Annotated in this window: 26 protein-coding genes and 1 pseudogene; 14 read left to right on the top strand and 13 right to left on the bottom strand. The window is 34.7% G+C overall.

The annotated features are described in order from the left end of the window. Positions 1 to 6: 6 nt before the first annotated feature. The 7 genes from NBX25_RS07625 (at position 7) to NBX25_RS07655 (ending at position 5,432) form a co-directional block, all read left to right on the top strand. Positions 7 to 918, top strand: coding sequence for a hypothetical protein (locus NBX25_RS07625; protein WP_250253334.1), 912 nt, complete (start codon positions 7 to 9; stop codon positions 916 to 918). An 11-nt stretch (positions 919 to 929) separates the two neighbouring features. Then, positions 930 to 1,445 carry a hypothetical protein gene (locus tag NBX25_RS07630; RefSeq protein ID WP_250253335.1) on the top strand — a complete coding sequence of 172 codons (516 nt, stop codon included), beginning with the start codon at positions 930 to 932 and terminating at the stop codon, positions 1,443 to 1,445. A gap of 433 nt (positions 1,446 to 1,878) precedes the next feature. Continuing rightward, positions 1,879 to 2,052 carry a hypothetical protein gene (locus tag NBX25_RS07635; RefSeq protein WP_250253336.1) on the top strand — a complete coding sequence of 58 codons (174 nt, stop codon included), beginning with the start codon at positions 1,879 to 1,881 and terminating at the stop codon, positions 2,050 to 2,052. 345 nt (positions 2,053 to 2,397) lie between these two features. Next, entirely contained in the window at positions 2,398 to 3,003 is a 606-nt protein-coding gene (locus tag NBX25_RS07640) for a hypothetical protein (protein WP_250253337.1), read from the top strand. Between the two features lie 315 nt (positions 3,004 to 3,318). Further along, complete coding sequence (locus tag NBX25_RS07645; protein WP_250253338.1) at positions 3,319 to 3,864, top strand: hypothetical protein; 546 nt, start codon at positions 3,319 to 3,321, stop codon at positions 3,862 to 3,864. A gap of 16 nt (positions 3,865 to 3,880) precedes the next feature. After that, positions 3,881 to 4,360: a hypothetical protein gene (locus tag NBX25_RS07650; RefSeq protein ID WP_250253339.1), complete on the top strand. Its 480-nt coding sequence runs from the start codon at positions 3,881 to 3,883 to the stop codon at positions 4,358 to 4,360. 229 nt (positions 4,361 to 4,589) lie between these two features. Next, positions 4,590 to 5,432 carry a prephenate dehydrogenase gene (locus NBX25_RS07655; RefSeq protein ID WP_250253340.1) on the top strand — a complete coding sequence of 281 codons (843 nt, stop codon included), beginning with the start codon at positions 4,590 to 4,592 and terminating at the stop codon, positions 5,430 to 5,432. Between the two features lie 122 nt (positions 5,433 to 5,554). Here NBX25_RS07655 and NBX25_RS07660 read toward each other — a convergent pair whose 3' ends face one another. Further along, complete coding sequence (locus NBX25_RS07660; RefSeq protein ID WP_250253341.1) at positions 5,555 to 6,232, bottom strand: hypothetical protein; 678 nt, start codon at positions 6,230 to 6,232, stop codon at positions 5,555 to 5,557. A gap of 170 nt (positions 6,233 to 6,402) precedes the next feature. Here NBX25_RS07660 and NBX25_RS07665 point away from each other — a divergent pair, with 170 nt between their 5' ends. From NBX25_RS07665 to NBX25_RS07675, 3 genes are read left to right on the top strand one after another with little or no spacing between them, the layout of a single operon-like run. Beyond that, entirely contained in the window at positions 6,403 to 6,675 is a 273-nt protein-coding gene (locus NBX25_RS07665; RefSeq protein WP_123908504.1) for a DUF2089 family protein, read from the top strand. 26 nt (positions 6,676 to 6,701) lie between these two features. Beyond that, a complete protein-coding gene (locus NBX25_RS07670; protein WP_123908505.1) occupies positions 6,702 to 7,283 on the top strand; it encodes a YIP1 family protein in 582 nt (193 codons plus the stop codon). A gap of 6 nt (positions 7,284 to 7,289) precedes the next feature. After that, the gene (locus NBX25_RS07675) at positions 7,290 to 8,942 is read left to right on the top strand and encodes a serine hydrolase domain-containing protein (protein WP_250253342.1); all 1,653 of its coding nucleotides are present in this window, start codon (positions 7,290 to 7,292) and stop codon (positions 8,940 to 8,942) included. Positions 8,943 to 9,191: 249 nt separating this feature from the next. On the opposite strand, the gene NBX25_RS07680 is transcribed toward NBX25_RS07675, so the two are convergent. Beyond that, positions 9,192 to 10,610: an L-serine ammonia-lyase gene (locus NBX25_RS07680; RefSeq protein WP_123908507.1), complete on the bottom strand. Its 1,419-nt coding sequence runs from the start codon at positions 10,608 to 10,610 to the stop codon at positions 9,192 to 9,194. Positions 10,611 to 10,794: 184 nt separating this feature from the next. On the opposite strand from NBX25_RS07680, the gene NBX25_RS07685 reads away from it, so the two are divergent. Together NBX25_RS07685 and NBX25_RS07690 are read left to right on the top strand one after the other, a co-directional pair. Beyond that, complete coding sequence (locus NBX25_RS07685) at positions 10,795 to 11,373, top strand: Crp/Fnr family transcriptional regulator (RefSeq protein WP_250253343.1); 579 nt, start codon at positions 10,795 to 10,797, stop codon at positions 11,371 to 11,373. Between the two features lie 60 nt (positions 11,374 to 11,433). Next, positions 11,434 to 12,057 (top strand): FMN-dependent NADH-azoreductase, encoded by a 624-nt coding sequence (locus NBX25_RS07690; RefSeq protein WP_250253344.1) that lies wholly within the window; start codon positions 11,434 to 11,436, stop codon positions 12,055 to 12,057. 48 nt (positions 12,058 to 12,105) lie between these two features. Here NBX25_RS07690 and NBX25_RS07695 read toward each other — a convergent pair whose 3' ends face one another. The 8 genes and pseudogenes from NBX25_RS07695 to NBX25_RS07730 form a co-directional block, all read right to left on the bottom strand. Next, a complete protein-coding gene (locus NBX25_RS07695) occupies positions 12,106 to 13,449 on the bottom strand; it encodes an ammonium transporter (protein WP_250253345.1) in 1,344 nt (447 codons plus the stop codon). Between the two features lie 107 nt (positions 13,450 to 13,556). Further along, positions 13,557 to 14,198, bottom strand: a complete 642-nt coding sequence (locus NBX25_RS07700; RefSeq protein ID WP_123908511.1) for an alpha/beta hydrolase — start codon at positions 14,196 to 14,198, stop codon at positions 13,557 to 13,559. 185 nt (positions 14,199 to 14,383) lie between these two features. Then, on the bottom strand, positions 14,384 to 15,010 hold the full coding sequence (locus tag NBX25_RS07705; RefSeq protein WP_123908512.1) for a YceI family protein: 627 nt from the start codon (positions 15,008 to 15,010) through the stop codon (positions 14,384 to 14,386). A gap of 78 nt (positions 15,011 to 15,088) precedes the next feature. Continuing rightward, entirely contained in the window at positions 15,089 to 15,655 is a 567-nt protein-coding gene (locus NBX25_RS07710) for a YceI family protein (protein WP_123908513.1), read from the bottom strand. Positions 15,656 to 15,796: 141 nt separating this feature from the next. Beyond that, positions 15,797 to 16,846 (bottom strand): glucokinase, encoded by a 1,050-nt coding sequence (locus NBX25_RS07715; RefSeq protein WP_123908514.1) that lies wholly within the window; start codon positions 16,844 to 16,846, stop codon positions 15,797 to 15,799. A 116-nt stretch (positions 16,847 to 16,962) separates the two neighbouring features. Then, complete coding sequence (locus NBX25_RS07720) at positions 16,963 to 17,526, bottom strand: hypothetical protein (protein WP_123908515.1); 564 nt, start codon at positions 17,524 to 17,526, stop codon at positions 16,963 to 16,965. Between the two features lie 212 nt (positions 17,527 to 17,738). Next, positions 17,739 to 18,498, bottom strand: a pseudogene (locus NBX25_RS24770) (alpha/beta hydrolase fold domain-containing protein). Between the two features lie 28 nt (positions 18,499 to 18,526). Beyond that, the gene (locus tag NBX25_RS07730) at positions 18,527 to 18,706 is read right to left on the bottom strand and encodes a hypothetical protein (protein WP_250253346.1); all 180 of its coding nucleotides are present in this window, start codon (positions 18,704 to 18,706) and stop codon (positions 18,527 to 18,529) included. A gap of 215 nt (positions 18,707 to 18,921) precedes the next feature. Here NBX25_RS07730 and NBX25_RS07735 point away from each other — a divergent pair, with 215 nt between their 5' ends. Both NBX25_RS07735 and NBX25_RS07740 read left to right on the top strand, forming a co-directional pair. Further along, a complete protein-coding gene (locus NBX25_RS07735) occupies positions 18,922 to 20,301 on the top strand; it encodes a DUF1800 domain-containing protein (RefSeq protein ID WP_250253347.1) in 1,380 nt (459 codons plus the stop codon). 46 nt (positions 20,302 to 20,347) lie between these two features. Then, the gene (locus NBX25_RS07740) at positions 20,348 to 21,532 is read left to right on the top strand and encodes a DUF1501 domain-containing protein (RefSeq protein WP_123908518.1); all 1,185 of its coding nucleotides are present in this window, start codon (positions 20,348 to 20,350) and stop codon (positions 21,530 to 21,532) included. A 91-nt stretch (positions 21,533 to 21,623) separates the two neighbouring features. Here NBX25_RS07740 and NBX25_RS07745 read toward each other — a convergent pair whose 3' ends face one another. From NBX25_RS07745 to NBX25_RS07755, 3 genes are all read right to left on the bottom strand, one after another. Then, on the bottom strand, positions 21,624 to 21,761 hold the full coding sequence (locus NBX25_RS07745) for a hypothetical protein (RefSeq protein ID WP_002980888.1): 138 nt from the start codon (positions 21,759 to 21,761) through the stop codon (positions 21,624 to 21,626). Positions 21,762 to 21,890: 129 nt separating this feature from the next. Next, positions 21,891 to 22,910, bottom strand: a complete 1,020-nt coding sequence (locus tag NBX25_RS07750; protein WP_123908519.1) for a helix-turn-helix transcriptional regulator — start codon at positions 22,908 to 22,910, stop codon at positions 21,891 to 21,893. A 24-nt stretch (positions 22,911 to 22,934) separates the two neighbouring features. Beyond that, positions 22,935 to 23,267, bottom strand: coding sequence for a HopJ type III effector protein (locus NBX25_RS07755; protein ID WP_250253402.1), 333 nt, complete (start codon positions 23,265 to 23,267; stop codon positions 22,935 to 22,937). Positions 23,268 to 23,381: the final 114 nt, after the last annotated feature.

The raw sequence follows: 23,381 nt of genomic DNA on the forward strand, positions 1-23,381 counted from the left end.
TCAATTATGATTTATAGATTTTTAATATTAGTATGCCTATTTGGCACAATGATTTCGTGTAAAGGGCACGATTCTAAAGACAATAAAGTTATCAACAACTCAATTTTAGAGAATGTATCTACCCTACCTGAAACATGGCGTTGGAGATCGGAAGACAAAAGTCAAGAATTCACCATTAAAATTCAAAGAATCACTAAAGATTCTTTATTTGCACAATATTGTGCAGTATATAACAATGGACAAAAACTTGACTGTGATTTTGAACAAAATACCAATATAAAAGCAATTTTTAATAAAGATAAAAATGCTTATGTTGGTGAATTTCATAGTTTTTTCAATTCTGGAAAAGGAACATGTCTTATAAAAATAATAGATAAAAATCTAAATTGGGAAATTATAAAAACACCTGATGGAGAATATTATGCTCCTACTAAATGTATTTTAAGGAAAGAAAATAAAATTGAATCCAAAGATAATCCTGAAGCTAAAAAAACTAACCAAGCAAACAACAGTATTCCAATATCTAATGTATTACCATTGGATTATAAAAATTTAAGTGACAAAATTAAATTAGAAACTCCCTCTGATAACAATATCAAAAACTTATTTAAACAAAAGTATCAACTTAATGTAGATGCAATGGCACAACTTCCTTCAAAAGGAAATTTTGATTTTTATATTATAAATAATATGAGTGGAGATAGTGATCTACTCTATCTTGTTACATTAAAAGAAGGAAAATTAATCGATGGGCTCGAAGTTGGTAATAGCAATGGTGACAGTGATGAAACAACTGTATTTTCTATTAATGAAAAATATGAAATATCCATTTATTCTGAAAATAATAACAAAAGGAAATTAATTGCATTATATTCTTTAAATGATATGGGAAATTTCAATAAACAGAAAGCTCATTAACCTAAGAAACAATGAAAAGAATTTCTTTACTTTTTATTCTCGTTTTACTTTCTTGCAATAAACAAGAAAATAAAGGTCATTTACGGAATAACAAAGAAATGAACTCTTTAAAGAACGCTCCATACAATAATACAGATGAAGGAGATGGAACAAAATCAAACTATGATGATCTATCTCCTGAATTTATAAAAACTACAATAAAGATAAATGCCAATTGGAATGGAGTATATTATTATAAACCACAAAGTAGCTCAGATTCCATAGGGAGTTATTATATTGATATAGATCAAGCTAATTCAGATTTTGGATTTAGCGGGAAAAATTCCTTTAAGTTTAAAGTAGAAACTAAACAGGAAAAAGATTCATTATTACTTTATAATATAAAAGATAAAGAGTTGATAGGAAAAATTTATAAAAAAAATAATCAATTTTGGATAAAAAGTGACTTAATAAAAACCAAGGAAAAAAATAAAACAAATAATGTTTTTCTCTTACAATACGCCAAATCAGCTGATGATTTAGATTAATTTCAATAATATGGAATAAGTAAAATGAGAGATTTATTTATAGAAACTGGTACTTATAAAAATATAACACTAAAAAGTGATTCTTTTATTACTAATACTACAAAATGATGAAAACCCTTTCCTTACTTTTCGCCTTCATTTTACTTTCTTGTTATGGAAAAGAAAGTAAAATGAAGAGTAGAAAGAAAACAGTTTAATTATTAAAGATAAAAACTTTACATTCTCTATACAAGATAACAACTACACTGTAAACTTCGCAACAAAGTCCATTGTTCCAAAATCAGGTGATGTTTATTTTGAAAACAATTCTCTCATAGTAAAAAAGACTAGTGAAGATGATAATCCCCATAATCTTCTTATTTATAGATATTATTTTACTTCAGCTTCCAATACTATACAATTAAACAAAATAGACTTTTCAAAAGAAACCTATGTGGAACAGGATGATATTTGTAAACTGTCATATACTTATTTACCTACAAATGGTTCTGCCCTTTCCCCTAATGATATCAATACATTTACTGAAAAGGATTTGGCAATGTACACTAGGAAGTTGGACTTAAAACAGGCATTGGATATTGTTTCAAAAATTAATAAAGACTATTAATGTACCCCATCGTTAAATGATAATGAAATCACACTACTTTTAAAGCAATACCCTTTAAATGAAAAAACAGTAAATGACTACAATAATATAGCCTATTATCAAGAGCAAAATAAAAACTATAATAACTCTATTTTCATTCTTGATAAAATACTCTCACAATATCCTAACAGAGTTGTAGCTTGGTTAAACTATGCTGATTCGAAATGGGGACTTAACAATAAACAAGTGTCAAAAGAAGCATATCTTAAATATATTGATTTGATGAAAAGTCAGAAAAAAGATACTTCAAAAATTCCTCAAAGAGTGTACGACCGAACTAAATAAATTAGAAATAATATATTATATATGAATAAACTAGTATTGCCATTTGTATTTTTTGCATTGATATCATGTAAGAAAGCACCTGAACCTAATAATACAAATCAAAATGCTGTACAAGCACAGGATACCTTAGTCTCTTCAAAACCTGCCCAAGAAACTGCTGAACCAGCAAATGAAAGTTCAGCCAACACTCAATATGTCTCTCTTCCCTTTAATTATGAAGAATATAAAAAAACCTGTATACAGGAAGGCTCTCCGGACTGTTCAAAAAAATATCCGGTTTTGGGTCAATCAGAATCTGATAAAATAATTAAAATTATAGGCATTACAGAAGGCAGCCCTGAGTCTATTTTTCAAATACAGTCCGCTTCCGGAAGCCCTATCAATATATATGTTTTGAACTTTGAAGGTGATTCTAATTCACAAGAACTGGTTACGGTAAATAATGATAAAATTATTAGCCGTCAGTCAATAGGCTACGCTATGCCTGAAGAGGAAACCTACGAAACATTTATTATGAACCCGGATATGACTGTTGACATCTATGAAATTAGCTTTACAGACAGTTCAAATAAGAAGAAAAAGGAAAAATATAAAATTGCCGCCAACGGTAAAATTTCAAAAATTTAAAATTCCCCAGGAAATATATAAGTTGATATTAAATAATCAACATCATCTGCCCTTCTCAGCATAAAAAGTACTGAGAAGGGCATTTAATCTTAGCCCTATACTGCTAAAAGACAAAAATCCCCATAAACAGGGAATAAGTCCATTCATAAAAAGGGGTATATTGAACCCCATGAAAAAGATAATTCCATTCTGTTTTTTATTACTGAAACATGATGTTAAAAGCAACTGAAACCTCCAAACTCATTCTTCAGAAAATAACATTTGAAGACCATGGTCCGATAATCATCCATCATTAAAATTCATAGCCAGCACAATATGAACATAAAAAAAATTGTACTTATAGTGTTCATTTTAGGAATGCTTTCCTGTAATAAATCCATGGAAAATAAGCCTATGACAACGGAAGAAAAAATCAATACCCGAGACAGTACGGCTGTTCAGGGCTACTTTCAGCAGATCATGAACCATCGGATTAAAGATACGATATCCGGAACCTGGAAAGCTCTATCTACTTATCAATTTGAGCTATTCAAGATGAAGTTAGAAACTGTAAAAAACAATGACAGTGTAACAGGAACTTACCAGTTTACTACTGAAGGAAAGTTGGAGCAAGGCATTATGACCGGAATCATAACCGATGGAAAGATGATAGTAGAATTTTACAACCCTTCCAATCCTAATGCCCGTAAAGGGAAAGCAGAGCTTTCAAGCTGGAATGCGAATTACGATGAAATGGTGTGGCAGTTGATACAATCCTCTGAACAATCTTCCATTCCTGAAATTTGCAATTTGTACAAAGATGTTCCAAAACCAATCAGAGGGTACCATTTCATAGGCAGAAAAAAACCATTTACAAGATAATTATAACCCATTATTAATGAAAAAGATAAGCGTAATTACTATTACTTTACTCCTGATGACAGGATGTAAAAACGATCCAAAACAATCGGTCAACGAAGCAGAGGCTATACAGAAAGACAGCTCTGTAGCAAAAGTACCGGTAGCAGAAAAACTCACTGAAGAAAGCAAGGAAATTCCTACATTAAAAGAATGTACGGAAAAAACGGTTGAGTATGAAACGCAGCAGGAATGTCTTTTCCCTAAAAATACAATGGCAGAGGTATACCGGAAAACGATTAAGGAAAAAGAAGTGGAAAAAGCAGACCTTCTTCTTGCAGAATTACCAAAACAAAGCAATGAAAAAGAAATTCATCAGGATGGTCTGGAAACCATTACCTATAAAGTATCTCCCAATAAAGTTGAAATTGAATTCTTATTTGCCGGTGGCGTTACCACTCTTGAATTGGAGCAGAAAGAGGACCATGTAAAAAGAACGATCATTCACAGCGCTGATTAAGAACCACTCCAAACAACGCTTGATAATAGAATCCTTCAATTCACTTCAAAAAGATATCATAAAAAATTCTCAACTTTAAAAAATATTTTTTAATTTTGCTTTGTGAATTTTAACAACGGAACATATTATTATAGAATTTTTAACTCAGATCTGGGATAGGGATTCTTATGAACATAATTTAAAACCTCGTCCTAGGACGAGGTTTTTTTATTTAAAAAAATTTAGAAAGATGAAAATAAGTATTATTGGAGTAGGATTAATCGGAGGTTCAATGGCCTTGAAATTGAGAGAAAAAAACATCGCCAGCTTCATCTATGGAATTGATAACAGCAAACAGCATATTGACGAAGCATTGGATTTAAAAATAATTGATGCCGAAGCAAATCTGCAACAGGGAGTGAAAGATTCAGATCTTATTATCCTGGCCATTCCTGTAGATGCTGCAAGAAAACTGTTGCCCAATGTTTTGGATCTTGTATCAGGCCATCAAACCGTTATGGATGCCGGATCTACCAAAGCAGGAATTGTGGGTGCCGTTAAAAACCATCCTAAACGATCAAGATTTGTAGCCTTTCACCCTATGTGGGGTACCGAAAATAATGGACCAAAATCTGCCATTGCTGAAAGTTTCTCTGGCAAAGCCGGAGTAATCTGCAACAAAGAAGAATCCGCAGAAGATGCTCTGAACATCGTTGAAGGTATTGTGAATGCTCTTGAAATGCACACCATTTATATGAATGCCGAAGACCATGACATCCACACGGCTTATATTTCCCATATCTCTCACATCACCTCTTATGCCCTGGCCAATACCGTCCTGGAAAAGGAACGCGAAGAAGAAACCATCTTCCAGCTTGCCAGTTCCGGATTCTCAAGTACGGTTCGTCTTGCTAAATCACACCCTGAAATGTGGGTTCCCATTTTTAAGCAAAACAAAGAAAATGTATTAGATGTTTTGAATGAACATATTACCCAGCTGAGAAAATTCAAATCTGCTTTAGAAAAAGAAAACTATGAATATCTTGAAGAATTGATTACCAATGCGAATAGAATCAGAGGGATATTAAGGTAAAGCTATTTTATCAGTTCTGTTTTAAAAACAATATATTCAAGAGAAAAAGTCATAAAACTTTACTACTAAGGTTTTATGACTTTTGCTATTAAGAACTCTCTAAAAGCTGGCTCTTTCTTACTTTAAAACTTCATCATCATTCCCACACCATTTCTGTCATTAAGCACATAATAATCAGGCTTAAACCTTTTGATATCGGCAGTCCTGTAATCATTGATAGCGTTTTTCATCTGTGAATGTCCCACCAATTTAAGAACAACACCAGCACCAGCACCTATCAGCCCAATAACAAGCGGTACTGAAGATCCTGTACTTTCACCATTCTTTAAGCCACTCGTTGTATTCGTGTCCGACTTTGAGAGATTCAATATTCCTCCAACCACAAAACAGGCTGCACCACCCGCAACAAGAGCTGTCCCAATATTATTTACAGTTCTTCCTTTCTTATACTGCACATTATTGGTCTGAATCAGATATTCTTTGATCTCTTTTTTAGAGGTCAGTTTAGGAGCTTCAGTATTTTTAACAGTTCCGGCAAGGTGTTCTTCAGATACATTTCCTATGACAGGCTTCCCATCTTCCTGGATTCCTTTTACAGAATTGTCATAAAGAAACTCCTGCGCTCCATTCTGAGCATTGGTATAGGTAACTTTTCCCTTGCTATAGGTTAATTTAGTATAAAATATCTTCTGATTATCTTGGGTAATAATGATCCCTTTTGCTGAAGATTCCGGAATACTGATCTGTGAATATACAGCCAATGATGATACAATAAACAGAAGGGTTAAGGCTTTTTTCATATTAATTAGTTTTCGGCAAAAATATTTGATTTTGTTTTAATAGCCAATACTTTTATTCACCTTAATAAGAAATTAATATACTCTTCATTTTTACAATCATTTTTTAATTTTATTAAAAATTACTTTAACTTTATTAAAAATATTATTACTTTAGTAAAAAAATAAATTCAATGAAGTTACCGATAGTCTGCCCAAGCTGTGATAGCACACTTAATGTAAGCCAGATGAAATGCCCAAGTTGTAAAACGGAAGTAAGTGGAGATTATGAACTTCCTGTTCTGCTTAAACTCAATCGTGATGAGCAGGATTTTGTACTCAATTTCTTCCTGTCTAGTGGAAGCATTAAAGAAATGGCTAAACAAGCAGGTCTATCCTATCCTACGATGAGAAATAAAATGGATGATCTGATCACAAAGGTGGAACAATTGAAAAATAAACTATAAATAACAACCTGTAAACTCAATTCATAATGAACTGGAAAACCATTTTTAATCCGTTTGAAAGATTCGATGAAAAACTTTTACTTCTTGTCGGAATCCTTGCAATCGCTCTGTCTATAGTTGCAGGATATTGGACAGGTACTACATTCACCAGTATATACAGAATCAGCTCTGTAGAAAATGCATCATTTCAGACCATTGTAATCTCTACTTTATTAAGCTTTATAGCGGCCATTGCGGTTCTTTTTATTTTAGGCAAAATTCTAAATAGCAAGACAAGGATTATTGACATTGTCAATACGGTTTTAATTTCTCAGCTTGTTCTGATCCTTTTTCAATGCATCGGAAAAATATCATCCATTAGGCTGGCCGGAAAAAATATCATCAAGTATCAGTCTGATCCTTCGGGAGCATTTCCCTTTCTTGATTTTATGATTATGATTTGCATGACGGTTTTTTCCATTACCACACTTATCTATAGCATTACCCTTTTCTATAACGGATTCAAAACAGCAACCAATATAAAAAAATGGCAGCATATTGTACTCTTTTGTATTGTTTCATTGATCAGCACTTTAGTCTGCCAAATTCTCATTAATAAAATCATTTAAAATACCATGAAAATCAAATTATTATTAGTGCTGGTGAGTCTGGCACAGCTTTCTTACGCCCAAATTGAAGGAGTCTGGAATGGTGAGTTGGATACTCAGAATATGAAACTTCCTGTTATCTTTACAATAACAAAGAAATCAAAAGCTTATACTACCATTCTTGTAAGCCCAAAACAAAGTTCAAGAGAAATCCCTGTAGAGAAAACAGATTTCAATAATAATGAACTTAGTTTTGAAATAGGCAGCATCAATGCAGGCTACAAAGGAGTTTATAAAACAGATCATTTTGAAGGAAATTTAATTCAGAACGGCAGAATCATTTCTTTAAACCTTTACAGGGATAAAAAGCCGGAAACTTCTGATGTAGCTTATCTTGGCGAGAAATCAATCAACACACAAAAGATTGATGATTTTTTAAACTATATGGTTCAGAATAATCAGGAAATCGGAAGTGTAGCCATTTTCAGAAACGGAATCTTCATCTATAAAAGAGACTTCGGTCAGAATCTTTTGCCCGCAAACACTACTTATGATCAAAACACAGGGTATCAGATAGGCTCTATCAGTAAACTTATTACTGCTGTGATGCTTTTTCAGCTTATAGAAAAGGGAAAATTAAACCTTTCCGATCCTCTTTCCAAATTCTATCCTGAAATTCCCAATGCTAAAAACATTACTATCCAGACCATGCTGAACCATACCAGCGGATTGGGAGATTATGCAGGTGAATCTATTAAAGACAACTGGCTTTTTGGAAAAACAGTAGGTGATAAAGCCATTATCGAAGTCATCAAAAAAGAAGGGGTAAAATCTAAACCCGGGGAGAAACTGAGATATTCCAACTCCGCCTATTTTCTATTAAGCAGGATACTGGAAAAAATCCATAACAAGCCTTATAATGAAGTTTTAAAGGAAAATATTCTGGAAAAAACTTCAATGCCCAACACGTTTTCTGTTCTTGACAATCCAAAGAATATTTTTAAATCGTATGAATTAAAAAAAGATACCTGGACAGAAGTAAAAGATTTTGATTTTCATAATTGTATCGGCTTGGGAGACATTACTTCTACTCCTGAAGACCTGAATACCTTTATCAATGCGCTATTCAATGGTAAATTGATCAAGAAAGAAACTGTTGATATGATGATTTCCAATCCAAAAGAAAAAGTATTTGGTTCGGGAATCATGAAAGTTCCGTTCTACAATATAATTTCCTACGGACATGGCGGTGATACGGCAGGAAGTCATTCAATAGTAACCTTCGAACCGACAGATCAACTATCTTACGCTGTAACCATTAATGGGCAAAACTTTCCTCATAATAATTTCTATATTGCCCTTATGAACCTTATATATGGCAAAGATTATCAATATCCGGTATTTAATACTGCTAAAATACCTGTTGCTGATCTTGAAAAATATGTAGGCGATTACACTTCAAAAGATATTGCTCTAGGCTTAAAGATTTTGATTAAAGATCAAACATTATACGCCCAGGGCACCAACCAGCCGGAATTTCCACTCACTGCAACAGAAAAAGACGAGTTCACCTTTGAAAAAGCAGGCCTAAAAATCTCTTTCATATCGGAAAAGAAACAACTCAACTTGACCCAAGGCGGAAAAACGTTTTTGTTCAGTAAAAAGACTTCTGACCAATAGTTTATACCCAATACCATAATTGGAGACGTAACCATTAACAATAACCCACAAAAAATCCTTAGATTATTCTCTAAGGATTTTTTTATTTTAAATAATGGAGTTGATATACAATTTTATAGCTATTGTCATTCCGACGAAGGAGGAATCTCTTTTCATTTAGATTCTTTATTTTACTTCGTTACATTCATCAGAATGACAGAACAAAATTGGTTGATAATAGGTTATATACACCCTTAAATACATGCTACACTAGCATTCCGGAACATTCACCGCAATCGCTAAGCCTCCTTCAGAAGTTTCTTTGAAGCGGTCACTCATAGAAAGAGCCGTTTCCCACATCGTCTGAATTACCTCATCTAAAGTTACTTTTGCTTTGGCAGGATCACTTTCCAGTGCGATATTGGCGGCTGTAATAGCTTTCATTGCCCCCATTGTATTTCTTTCAATACATGGAATCTGTACAAGTCCTCTGATAGGGTCACATGTTAGTCCAAGGTGATGCTCCATCGCAATTTCTGCGGCCATCAATACTTGTCCTACACTTCCTCCTAAAATTTCTGTAAGACCTGCTGCAGCCATTGCAGATGAAACTCCGATTTCTGCCTGACATCCACCCATTGCAGCAGAGATGGTTGCATTTTTCTTGAATAATGTCCCAATTTCTCCTGCTACCAATAAGAAACGAATGATATCATCTTCACTGATAGAATCTGTAAACGCCTGAGAATACATTAAAACTGCCGGAATTACACCACTTGCTCCATTGGTAGGTGCTGTGATAATTCTTCCGAAACTGGCATTCTCTTCATTCACTGCCAGTGCAAAACAGGCAATCCATTTATTGATATTGGTGAAATTTTCTTCAGCATCCACAACCTGTTGGAACCATTCATCCTTATTCTTATAAATTTTATCTCCCAACAACTTTCTGTTGATTCCCGCTGCTCTTCTGGTGACATTTAATCCTCCGGGAAGAATACCTTCTTTATTGACTCCTTTATAAATACATTCTTTGATCTGCTGCCAGATATACAATGCTTCTGCTTTCGTCTCTTCCTGAGTTCTCCAGCTTTCTTCATTAATAAAAATTAAGTCTGAAATCTTTTTAAGACCCAGTTTTTCACAATATTTTGCAATATCTGAAGCCTTATGGCAAGGGTACAATGTTCTTACACATTGCTTCTGAATTGAGTTTTTTTCCTGGCTGGCAATAAAACCTCCTCCTACAGAATAAAAATCCTGAACAAGCTCCGTTCCATCTTCAAAAACAGCTCTGAAAATCATCCCATTCGGGTGAAAATCAAGAGATTTTTTCATATTGAGAATCAAATGATGTCCATAAATAAATGGAATCACCTTTTCCCCTCCAAGATTAAGGGTTTGAGTACTCTTGATATAATCTATTTTTTCATCAATTTTGGTGGTATCAATCACTTTATAATCTTCACCATTGAGACCAAGCATTCCTGCGATATCTGTTCCGTGCCCTATTCCTGTTTTGGCAAGTGAACCAAAGAATTCAAGAAAGACTTCTTTCACTTCTTCTATTGATCTTTCTCTTTTTATAATCCTGATGAATGCAGATGCTGCATTCCATGGCCCCATCGTATGCGAACTGGATGGACCTATCCCTACTTTAATAATCTCAAAAACCGATATTGATTCCATAAATGATTCTTCATTTTCCTCAAAGCAAAGATACATGATAAATCTTATAATAAGCATAGTAAAATCTCACAATTAGCAGCCCTTCATCATGAATATAATAAATAGGTAACCCGTATTTTTGTAAATTAGCCAATATCATTTACCTTATTCAGAGCAGCACCAAGTTCTCTTTAAATTATTTTGAATGGAAACATTAATTAAAAGCATTACAGAGCATGTTAAGCTTAGTCCGGAAGAGATTTCCCTTTGTAAAAGCTTTTGGACAGAAAGAACGTTGGAAAAAGGGGAATTTCTTTTAAGAAATGGAGAGATCTGCCGGCATGACAGCTATATTATTTCAGGGGTTTTAAAGGCTTTTTGTATCAATTCTGAAAATGGGAATGAAGAGATCCTCTTTTTAGCAATTGACCATTGGTGGGCTACCGATATCTCCAGTTTCTCCAAACAAAAAACATCCATTTACAACATACAGGCAGTTGAAAAAACAACACTCCTACAGATCAGTCATCTCTCTTTTCAAAAAATGCTGGAACAAATTCCCTCTTTGGAAAAATATTTCAGGATTATTTTAGAAGGTTATTTGGGAACTCTTGAGAAAAGAATTGTTTTTAATCACATGTATAAAGCCGAACAGAAATATTATGATTTCCTGGATACCTATCCGGATGTGGCCTCCAGAGTTCCTCAATATTTAATAGCATCCTACTTAGGAGTATCTGCGGAATTTATAAGCAGGATCAGGAAAAAAAATAAATCCTCTTGAACTAGATCAATTTTTTCCCAATGAATAATCATGAATTTTGTGGTTATAAAATCATAACAAATGAAAGTACTGATTATCAATGCAAGTGTAAGAAACGGAAGATCTTACAGCAGAAAATTAACCCAACTTTTTGTTGAAAACTGGAAAACGAAATATCCATCCGATACATTCACTCATAGAGAAACCGGAATTGACAGTATTCCTAATATAGATGAACGCTGGATTGCCGGTGCCTTTAAAAAGCCCTCAGACAGAACAGAAGAAAACCATAAAGCCTTACAGTTAAGCGATGAGCTGGTAAAAGAACTCAAAGAACATGACATATATGTAATAGGAACTCCAATGTACAACTGGTCTATTCCAGCAGGATTAAAAGCCTATATCGATCAGATCATGAGAATTAATGAAACCTGGAAATTCAGATCCGGAGTTCCTGATGGTGATTATGCGGGGCTGCTGGAAAACAAAAAAGCTTTTCTATTATCAACGCGTGGTGACACTGGATATGGTGAAAATGAAAAAAACGGACACATCAATTTTCAGACTACCTATCTGAAACATATTTTAGGGATTATGGGAGTTACAGACGTTACTACCTTTTCATTGGATAATGAAGAATTTGGTGGTGAAATTTTTGAAAATTCAAAAAATGAAATCTTTAAGGCCCTTCACTCCATTGAATAAGACACTACTTTTCAACTAGGGTCTCCTGAAGGCTCTAGTTTTTATCTATTAATTAAAACGCTCCCGGTGTTGGGAAAGATCTAACCCCATATTTTCAGAATCCTCCGAAACCCTTAATGTAATCATCGCATTGGTCACTTTATACAACAATAAAGACCCGAAAAAAGTAAATACAGACACCAGAAATAATGCAGCCAGATGATGAAGAAATACATCAACTCCTCCATGAAGAAGACTGGCGTTCTCACCATGAGCAAAAATAGCAGTCAGAATCATTCCCATAATACCACCTACTCCATGACAGGCAAAAACATCCAGGGTATCGTCTACCTTATTTAAAGCTTTCCAGTTGACCATCAGGTTAGAAACAATGGCAGAAATAAACCCTATAAAAAGACTCTCCTGAATACTGACAAATCCACATCCGGGTGTTATCGCTACAAGCCCAACCACTGCACCGATACAGGCTCCCAAAGCAGATACACTTCTCCCGTTAATCCTGTCAAAAAAGATCCAGGTCATCATAGCAGAAGCCGAAGCAATGGTGGTTGTTCCAAAAGCTGTTGCTGCAGACGCAGAAGCACTTAAAGCAGATCCTGCATTGAACCCAAACCATCCAAACCACAACATTCCTGTTCCCAGAAGCACATAAGGAATATTGGAAGGTTCATGATGCGGATTTTTCCGTTTTCCCAATACCAAAGCTCCTGCGAGTGCTGCAAAACCTGCACTCATGTGTACAACAGTTCCACCTGCAAAATCTTTCACTCCGAAATATTTGTTTAAAAGACCATCAGGATGCCAAACCATATGGCATAGCGGAGTATAAATACAAATACTGAACAGAACAATGAATAAAAGGTAAGAAATGAAGCGAACCCTCTCCGCGAAAGACCCTGTAATAATGGCAGGAGTAATCACAGCAAATTTCATCTGGAATAAAGCAAACAGAATAAAAGGAATAGTGGGTGCCATCATGCGATGTGGCAGACTTCCCACTCCATTAAAAAAGGGATAGCTTAAAGGATTTCCAATGATTCCATAATGTTTCCCGGCAATGGTAACCCCCAAAGATTCACCAAAGGATAATGAAAAACCAACCACCACCCATACGATAGAGATCACTCCTAAAGCAATAAAGCTTTGCAGCATCGTAGAAATTACATTCTTTTTACCTACCATTCCTCCATAAAAGAAGGATAATCCCGGTGTCATCAATAATACAAGTCCTGCTGCTGCCAGAATCCAGGCTACATCTGCTCCTACAATTTTATCTTCAGTTAAAAATGCGTCCTTACCGGAAATATCTGTAGCCGGATGCCAGAACAAACCTCCAATGGCAACCAATGCTATCATAGAGAATGAAACGATCCACTTAAAACCTATTTTCATAAAATTTATATTTAACCCTATCAAAATTACACATAAATCTTACAAAAATCTATTTAATTAACAATACACCCTATAAAAAACTATTCAAAAAATAATATTATTACTTTTTAACTAAATATTTCATTCAGAATTTTAGAAACTTCTTTTGCTTTTGTCGCCGGAAACAGATGAGTTCCTCCTTTGATTATGTAATCAGGCTTTGAATTTCGAATGGGAAAAACAATATCCTTGTCTCCCAGAATCTGAATCACTTTTGGATTTTCTTCAAATTTCCATTCAGCAACCTTTTCTACAGACCATTTCAGATAATAAGGATCTCTTACCCTGAAATATTGAAGAACTCTTGGATTCTTTGGATCAAACAACTTTCTGAGAACAGCATATACATTGGCTGCCCTTGTGTTAAATAGCCCTACGGGTAATAGTCTAGGGATTTTAGTTATTTCTCCTGTCTTTATAAATTTTGATTTTTCCTTATCAGATTTTATGCTTCCCAAAATGATGACTTTCTCAGCGGGCTTCAAACGATTGATCTCCTGCACCATAATACCTCCAAAAGAATATCCCAACAGATAAAATGGCTCTGAAGAATCTACTTTTTCTGCCATTCTTTCCACATAAGCATGAAAAGGTTCATTTTTTTCCGGAATGAGCCAGTCAATAAAAATGAGTTCACAATCTTTAGGAAACTGTAATCTTTCAAGTACCTTGAAGTCTGCTCCAAGACCGCTTACAACATAAATTTTCATCCTACTAATTTATAAAAAAAGCTACTATTAGGATTAAAAAAATTGATTGACAAAACCATTATCATTTTAAACACTCCTTTGGAGACTAATTTTATATATTAGAGATTTGACTTCACTAATCCTCAAACTATTACACAAAAAAAGCAGTTCCAGGGAACCGCTCTTTTTATCAACATTATTTAATTTTATTTCTTCTTTGCAGGAACTCTATTTTCGTTATCCAGCTTTTCAGTAGATACTTTGAACTGAATATCCATTTCGTTCTTGATGAAGTAATCTTTCAGAGAAGACTGGTAGAATACCTTGAAATCTCTTCTGTTCAGAGAGAACTTCGCAGATTCAATAGATGTTGTAAACTGAGTGACATACACGTTCGCAGGGAAAGAAATTGTTTTTCTTACTCCTTTAAGGGTAAGGTCACCGTATACGGTAGAGTTATACTCACTGTTTGCTAATGGAATAATTTTAGTCAGGTGGAACTTCGCAACCGGAAATTTCTTTACTTCAAAGAAGTTGGTACTTTTCAGATCATTGGTAAGTTTGATCTGATCTTCATCAGAAACATCACCCGCCATCATACTTCTCATATCTATGATGAACTCACCATCTACCAGTACAGTATGATCGAAGTTGAATTTTCCACTTTTTAATTTTACCGTTCCTGAATGGGAGGAAGCCTCAGTTTTTACAACCTTATATCCCCACCACCTGATCTCTGATGAAGTCACTTTCGAAACCTTATCAAATTTTCTCTGGGCAGAAACAAATGATATACTTGCGCACACCACAGCAAACAATAGTAATCTTTTCATTCTTTTTTATTTACAATTCAACAAAAATAAAAAAAAGTGTAGAACTTCTACACTTTTAATAATCTTTTTTTGATTAATTTATTGAGCAGTTACCTTAACAAGCATATCGATGTCATCTTTCAAAAATACATCCTGCATAGAAGACTTGTAAGAAACGTCAAACTTCTGTCTGTCGAAAGAGAATTTGTTTGAAACTAAGCTTACAACTCCTTTACTGTAAGCAATTTTTGCAGGGAAAGTAATTGCGTTTGTTTTTCCTTTTACCGTAAGATTTCCGGTTACTAAAGAGTTGTAAATTTTATCGTTGTTTTTCTTTACTCCTGTAATGGTAAAACTAGCAGTAGGGAATTTTTCAACTTCAAAGAAATCACCATTTTTAAGGTGCCCGTTCAATTTTTGTTGAGAATCACCTGAAACATCCGTAGCATTAATAGAAGTCATATCCAATACGAAGTTTCCTCCTACAAGCTGGTTCCCTTTCATTACCATATCACCTGATTTTACTTTCACAGTTCCATCGTGAGAACTTGCTTCAGATTTTGCAACTTTATATCCCCACCAGTGAACATCAGATGCTACTACTTTTTTGGACTGTCCGAAAGCTAAACCACCAGCTAATACTGCTAATAAAAATATTTTTTTCATTGTTTAGAATTATTTTAATTAAGTTTAACAAAGGTAGCCAACTTATTTGATAGATTTCATTGATGTATATCAAGAATATCAATTATTTTTATGAATAATATCATCCCATAAAAAAACTCCGAATTTCTTCGGAGCTTCTTTTTATTCTTGATAGTAGGCTGTATAGAGTGCCATACCTTTCAATGCTGTATGATTTTGTTTGACCAGATAAATCGGAATATTTCTAAGCATTCCTTCCATTTTGTCACTGATCTTGAATTTTTCGTAGAACTTGGCTTTATCAATATATTCTCTTACCATCTGAGGAATATCCCCTGCAATCAGAAGTCCTCCGGTAGCTTTTACCTTTAACGTTAAGTTATTGGCTTCTCTTGCCAGGAACTCAAGGAAAGTATCCAGCGCAATTTTACATATTAATACGTTATCTTCTACTGCCGCTTTGTAAAGCTCTTCAACGAAATTACCGTTAGCAAGGCGCTCTCCCAACCATTCAGGCTCCGGATGTCTTTTTACATCTCTCAGAAATCTGTAAATATTGAATAATCCAGATTTTGATAATACATTTTCCCAGCTTACAATCCCATAGATGTTATTAAGGAACTGATAAAACTCAACTTCCACATTCGTTCTTGGTGAGAATTCAGAATGCCCACCTTCTGTTGCGAAAGGTCTTAAATTTTTCCCGTCAAAGAAATACCCAGCTTCTCCCAGTCCATTTCCTGGAGCAAGAATCGCTACGTTCCCTTTTTCAAGATGACCGCTGGTATAAATGGCTTCAAGATCATCATCTTCAAGAAGAGCCATCCCATAAGCAGAAGCTTCCAGGTCATTCAGCATCTCTACTTTTTCAAAACCGAAATCTCTTTTGTATTCTTCAACATCTAAGTTCCAGCCTAATCTTGCCGGACTACTTTTTCCGTCAATTACAGGTCCTGGCACAGCCATTCCCAGACGTTTTACATTCTCCAACTGATTATCTTCAATAAATTTCTTTAAGATGTCATTAAAAGAAGCATATTGCTTGGTAGAATATGTATTTTGTACTTTAATCTCAAGACCTCCGTTACCGGAAACAAAATAGCCTAAGATTGTCATATCTTCACGAAGACTTGCTCCAATGATAGAAACATTATCATTATTACTGTTCTCTACTCCTGGTAAATAAAGTGGAAATTTTGGATTCAGAATCATAACCTCAAATTTTACCAAATATAATAATTGTTTTCGTAAATCCTGCACAGAACAAAAAAACCTTTCCACTTTCGTGAAAAGGTTTTGGTTAATAATTGTTTATATATTAAATCTAACTACTTTCCTAATGGAATATTATAACCGAATCCTACTCCGATATTCCCCACATTATAGTCCTGACCAGCTAGATCTCCTTTAGTTCCTACAAAAACCTTTTGGTATTGTACGAAGAAGTTCCAGTCTCTGTTGTGGTATCCGATTTCCGGTTTAAGGTAGAAACCTCCGCTTGCTCTTTCAACATTCGTGTTAGAAGCAACCGTTTTGTCTCCAACTAAGAATCCGTATCCTAAATCAGTTCCGAAATAGAAACCTGTTTGTTTAGGGTAAATTCTGATTAAAGCTGCTACAGGAACTACGCCTACATCATTATTTTTATACCCATTGTTTTCTTTTCCAAAATAGTGAGTATATCCAGATGCGATACCTAATCCAAATCCAGGTGTAATCAGGTTTTGATAAGATACATCTACTCCTACTGCAGCAGAAAGGTTATCTGCGGGAACTGCTAAACCAACATTCGCACCCACTTTAATCATATTATTCATTTGTGAACTCTGTGCGCTTGCTATACCTGCTGTTAAAATTCCAGCCAGCAATATTGCTTGTTTAAACATTTTCATAACTCTAATTTTTAAATTTTACTAAACAAGAGGATGTAAAAATCATGCCAAGCAAGGCTTTTCTTTTGATTTTAACACTCAAAAAAACCATAAAATAATGAATATCAATACTTTATTTTTAACAAAATTTAAATGTTTGTTTAACAAAAATTATCAAAAAAGAATACAAAAAACGACAATAACTCCTCAATTAGATTATCCAATCCATTCATTTAAACACTTTCACTCTCCTTTATTGCTCTGGTAAAAGCTTTACAAATAATATCCAGGATATCAGTTGTGATTTCTGTGCCCCATCCGACTCCGTCAAAAGCATGGGTAATGCCCGGCATCAGATGAACTTCTGTAACGACCTCAGCTCTTAGAAGTTTTTGTATATAATCCATCTGTTCATCAATCATCGGATCATTCTGACTAAGGACAAAACAAGACCTGCATAGACCAGACAGATCTTCCATCCGGTTAGGAATGACATATTTTGGTGGGTCATTGAGTTTATCTCCTAGTATATGCTTCATCACATGAGTTATATTTAATATAGGTATCTTCTCCATGAATACGGCTCTGAAATTTATCCTGCTTCCTATCATCGGTATTGGGATAAAGAGGAATCTGAATAAACGGAGTTACCTCTTTTCTATCTCTGGCCATCTGGGCAACAGACAGGGTAAGCATTCCTCCTCCACTACCTCCTGTGATTCCTATATATTTAGAATTGATGTTGAGTTCATCCGCGTGATCATTCACCCATTTTAAAGCTGCATAACAATCTTCCTGTCCTGCCGGTGCCGGATATTCTGGTGCCAAATGATAGTCTACGCTTATTCCTACAGCACCACACCCCTTACTGAGATGCAATGCCCTCGCATGTTCCGTATTAAGACCACCAATTAGCGTTCCCCCTCCATGATAAAGTAAAAAAGCAGGACGTTCAGAAGCAGGCTGATCCGGTTTATAAATTCTAACTTTCATATCACCTATCGGTCCTGGAATGAACTTGTCATAAAAGCTTACCCCCTTCCATCTGCATGGGTTCTCCTGCAGAAGCCTCTTCCATTTGTCGAAGCATTTTAAGATCTTCAAGGGTTTCAAAACTTATTTTGATCCCTGCGGCAGCAATCATTTGCTGCATTCCCTGAATTCTTTGGGAAAATTCAGGGGTTAAATAATATTTTTTCATAATTATTTTATTTGTAGTTTTTTTAGTACTAGTTTTTTTGCCTTGGAAAGTATCCGTAATTCGGCTTATTGTTTAGTCTTTCTGTGTATTAAAATTACAAAAAAAGACTCTAAAAAGTAATTTGAAATGATCGGAAAGAAATATTAACAATCCTTAACTCGTTATCATTTTAACCTTTTTTCATCAAAAACATCAAAAAAATAAATGTTCTCACCATGGCAGATTCATTATTAAAAAACAAACATCTCCTTTGGCGTTCAGGCTTCGGCGTTGGAATTAATCAAATCGACGATTTGAAAAATAAAAACACTAAAACGCTCATTAATGAATTATTTAAAGAAGGAAATTTTACAGAAGTCTCTTATGATACACCAGATATAGATCCTACGACAGACTATATGAACAGTACGGTTCCTGCGGAAAAGAAGAAGGAAATGCAAAGAATCTATAGAGCACAAAACGAAGAGTTGAATCTCAATTTTCTGGATAAAATGGTGAACAGCCAGGAACAAATGAAAGAAAAAATGGCTTTTTTCTGGCATGGACATTTTGCGTCAAGAGTTCTTAACCCAAAATTCAATCGACAATTATTAAATACCATCCGGAAAAATGCATTAGGAAACTTCAAGGATCTGCTTTTTGAAGTAAGCCAGTCTCCAGCCATGCTCAATTTCCTGAATAATCAGCAAAATAAAAAAGATCATCCGAATGAAAATTTTGCAAGGGAAGTCATGGAACTTTTTACCATGGGAAGAGGAAACTATACGGAAAAAGATGTGAGAGAAGGAGCAAGAGCATTTACAGGATGGAGCTATGATAAAGAAGGAAACTTTAAGGAAAGAAAAAATCAACATGACGAGGGAACCAAAAGCTTTTTAGGAAAAACAGGTAATTTTGACGGAACTGATGCTTTAAACATCATTCTAGAACAAAAAGCGACCGCAACATTTATCACAGCCAAAATCTATAAGTTTTTTGTCAATGAAAATGTAGACCAGAATATTGTGAACACGTTGAGTACAAGCTTCTACAATTCCGGCTATGATATAAAAAAGCTGATGACGGATATTTTTTCAAGCTCATGGTTTTACGATCAGAAAAATATCGGAAACAGGATAAAATCTCCTATAGAACTGATGGCAGGGATGATGCGGATGCTTCCCATGCATATTCAGAATCCTGAAAACCTCATCATCTATCAAAAGCTATTAGGACAAATGCTGCTCTATCCACCTAATGTTGCAGGATGGCCCAATGGAAGGTCCTGGATTGATAGCTCTACACTGATGCTTAGACTTCAGGTACCACAGATCTGGTCGGGACTACGCCCATTGGAATACAGTCCAAGACAGGATGATGACATTGATATGGGAATGAAATCTAAAGAAACAGCTTTGAACAAAAGCTTTAAAAATCCCAATATCACTATAGACTGGAACCGTGTAGATCAGATTTTCGCCCATAAAAACTGTGAAGATTATCTAATTCAAAACACCCAAAGTCTGGACATGAATACCGTGAATAATTTTTCCGATAAAAGCACGAAAATGACCATTATTAATCTGATGTCAACTCCGGAATATCAGTTAATGTAATGTATATACCCTATTCATTTGCAAGCCATCCACTAAATCCAACACTATGTTAATCAAAAGAAGAGAATTCCTCAAAATAAGTTCACTGGCTACAGCATCGTTCTTAATGCCTAATTTCCTGAAGGCTATGACGCTGGATGAAGCCTTAAATCCAAACCAAAATATACTGGTGGTTCTTCAGTTTACAGGTGGAAATGATGGTTTGAATACGATTATTCCTGCCAAAAATGACATCTATTTCAGAGAAAGAAAAACACTGGCTGTTCAGGACTCTTTATCTCTGACGGATGAAGCAGGGATCAATCCTTCTCTATCCTATTTTAAAGAGCTTTTTGATAATGGAGAGCTTTCTGTGATGAATAATGTAGGCTATCCCAATCCGGACAAGTCTCATTTCCGCAGTATGGATATCTGGCAATCTGCAAGCAGAAGTGATGAATTCCTGGATACAGGATGGCTGGGCCGCTTCCTGGATGAGGAATGCTACCGTTGTGAACATCCTACTCAGGCACTGGAAGTAGATGACATGCTCAGCCTTGCTCTGAAGGGACAAAACAATAAAGCTTTTGCCTTTAAAGATCCTAAAAGATTATATCAGACCAGCCAGGAAAAATATTTCAAATCATTGTATGACCATCATCACGATGATGAAACCGTTTCCTATCTTTATCAGACTTTAGGTTCCACCATTAATAATGCGGGCTATATTTTTGATCAAAGTAAAGCTAAAAAAACGGATCAGATTTATCCTAATTCTCAGCTGGGAAAGGATTTCAAGACGGTAGCCTCCTTAATTAAATCAGATATCAACACTCAGGTCTACTATCTTTCTATTGGTAGTTTTGATACGCATGTGAATCAGAATGACAGACAGAAAAAACTATTCGGTGATATTAATGAAGCAGTGAAATCTTTTGTTGCTGATATGAAAAGTAATGGACTCTTTAATAATATTCTTTTGATGACCTTCTCTGAGTTTGGTCGGCGCGTAGCTCAAAATGCCAGCAATGGAACGGATCACGGAACAGCCAACCAGATGTTCTTTATCAGCGGAAACCTTAAAAAGAAAGGATTATTGAATAGTCTTCCTGATTTACAGAATTTGAAGGAAGGTGACCTCATCTACACTGAAGATTTCAGAAAAGTATACGCGACCATTCTTAAAAACTGGTTGAAGGCCGATTCTTCCAAAGTGTTGGGATGGAAAAACGGAGTTTATGATTTTATATAAATAGCCCCAACTCTATGTAACCATAAAAAAAGAGACCATCCCATATGATAGTCTCTTTTCAATAATTTTAAATTTTAAACTACTTTTACGTTTAAGCAGTAATCTGCTTAGGTTCTTTCTCTTTCTGATCTTCTTTTTTATCAAGTTTCTCAGATATTTTTTTAACGATATACTCTATCGCTATAGGTGCTATAATGGCAATAAGTGCTTTAAATATTCTTGATTTCATAGGGTGATTTTGTACCTAATCACTACAATTTCCAAGCCAATATAGAAATATGTGGTATATTTTTAATGAATCATCAATTTAAAAATAACAGCATTAATTGATATACAATCCCATTAAACCTATATACAATTATTTTTTTTCGGGAATTACCAACTCCTGATAATTTTTGCTTCCTGCCTTAAATTTTTCCTCCATCCTCAATCTTAACTTTTGAGGTTTATGGACAACCAGAGAGTCTCCAAATCCCAGCAATAGCCTTTCTAATTCATAGTTGATCTGTACACAGATTTTAAAAACAGTTCCTTCGTTGGTCTCGCTGACAATTTCCTGGCTTTTATGCAATGGTTTTGTTTTTACATAAGGAGCATTAGCAGCATCTACAAAGAAAGTGACATTTTTGGGAACTATTGATTCTGCAACGGTAACCCCTACAATGTCTTTAAAATATTCATCACCATCCAGATCTTTATCAATATAAGAGGATTTTTCATCAATTTCTATATTTTCCATCCTGTCCAAAGCCAGGTTATACATTTTCTGTTTATAAAGACAGATCAAAAACCAACGGTTGTTGTATTCTTTTAACAACTGTGGATGAACGGTGTACATATTGGACTCCCTTGCAGTAAAACTTTTATATAAAATTTGAAGTACCTTTTTATTGAGAATACCTTCATACAGAATATCAATATGCTCCAACCCTTTCAGCTGTTCGTTTTTATCCAAATGAATAATTGATTTCTGGCTGGTAGAATGAATAGAGTCTTCCAGCTTCTGGATCACACCATTCATTTCTTTAAACATGGAGAAATCTTTGAACTGTTTCAGGATCTGAACAGCATTATTCATCGCCTTCAGATCGCTTTCGTTCACAGAAATATTATGGATGCTATACTCGGGATCACTGTATCGGTAATATTTTCTTTCATATACTTCAATGGGAGCTTCATACCCGAATTTTTCACTCCGCATATTCTGAAGATCCAGCTGAATCGTCCTTTTGCTTATAAAAGATTCTTTACCCTCAAATTCAAATAACGCCTCGGAACACTCATCAATAAGGTCTTCCAAAGTATATTTCCGGTATTTGTTTTTAAGACATTTATCTAATGTTTTATAACGGATCAGAGCGTTTTTATTAGATGACATGATTATTCTTTTTCGTCTAAAAAACTATTTCTCTGTCAGCGGATTTCCTTCAAAGATCAATCCGTCCCATCCGAATTCCATGAAGTTTCTGATATTCTGATGATCTGTTCCATCAGGATTTTTAAGAACATCTTCTCTATAAAACTCTCCGAAAAGAGGAAGTGTTTCTTCTTTAGACAGCCCATGGTAAGATGCAAAACCAAATATTTTACATGATCCGTTATTCTGTCCTTCTTCATTTCTTGTATTTCCGTTTTTGAATGCTGTAGGTGTAAAATCGTAATTCGCATCTATATGAGTAATCACATCATTGAATTGAACGGTTTCCGGAAAATGCTTTAATTGTTCTAATAACATCATAGTTGTAAGTTTAATTTTCTTTACATAAGCCAATACGCTAATTTTAAAATCATTGAATTGGTCTTTTTAAAATTTTTTGTAAAAATAATCAAAAATATTTTATCTACGCAA

This window comes from Chryseobacterium sp. Marseille-Q3244, from assembly GCF_940807095.1.
GTDB lineage: Bacteria > Bacteroidota > Bacteroidia > Flavobacteriales > Weeksellaceae > Chryseobacterium.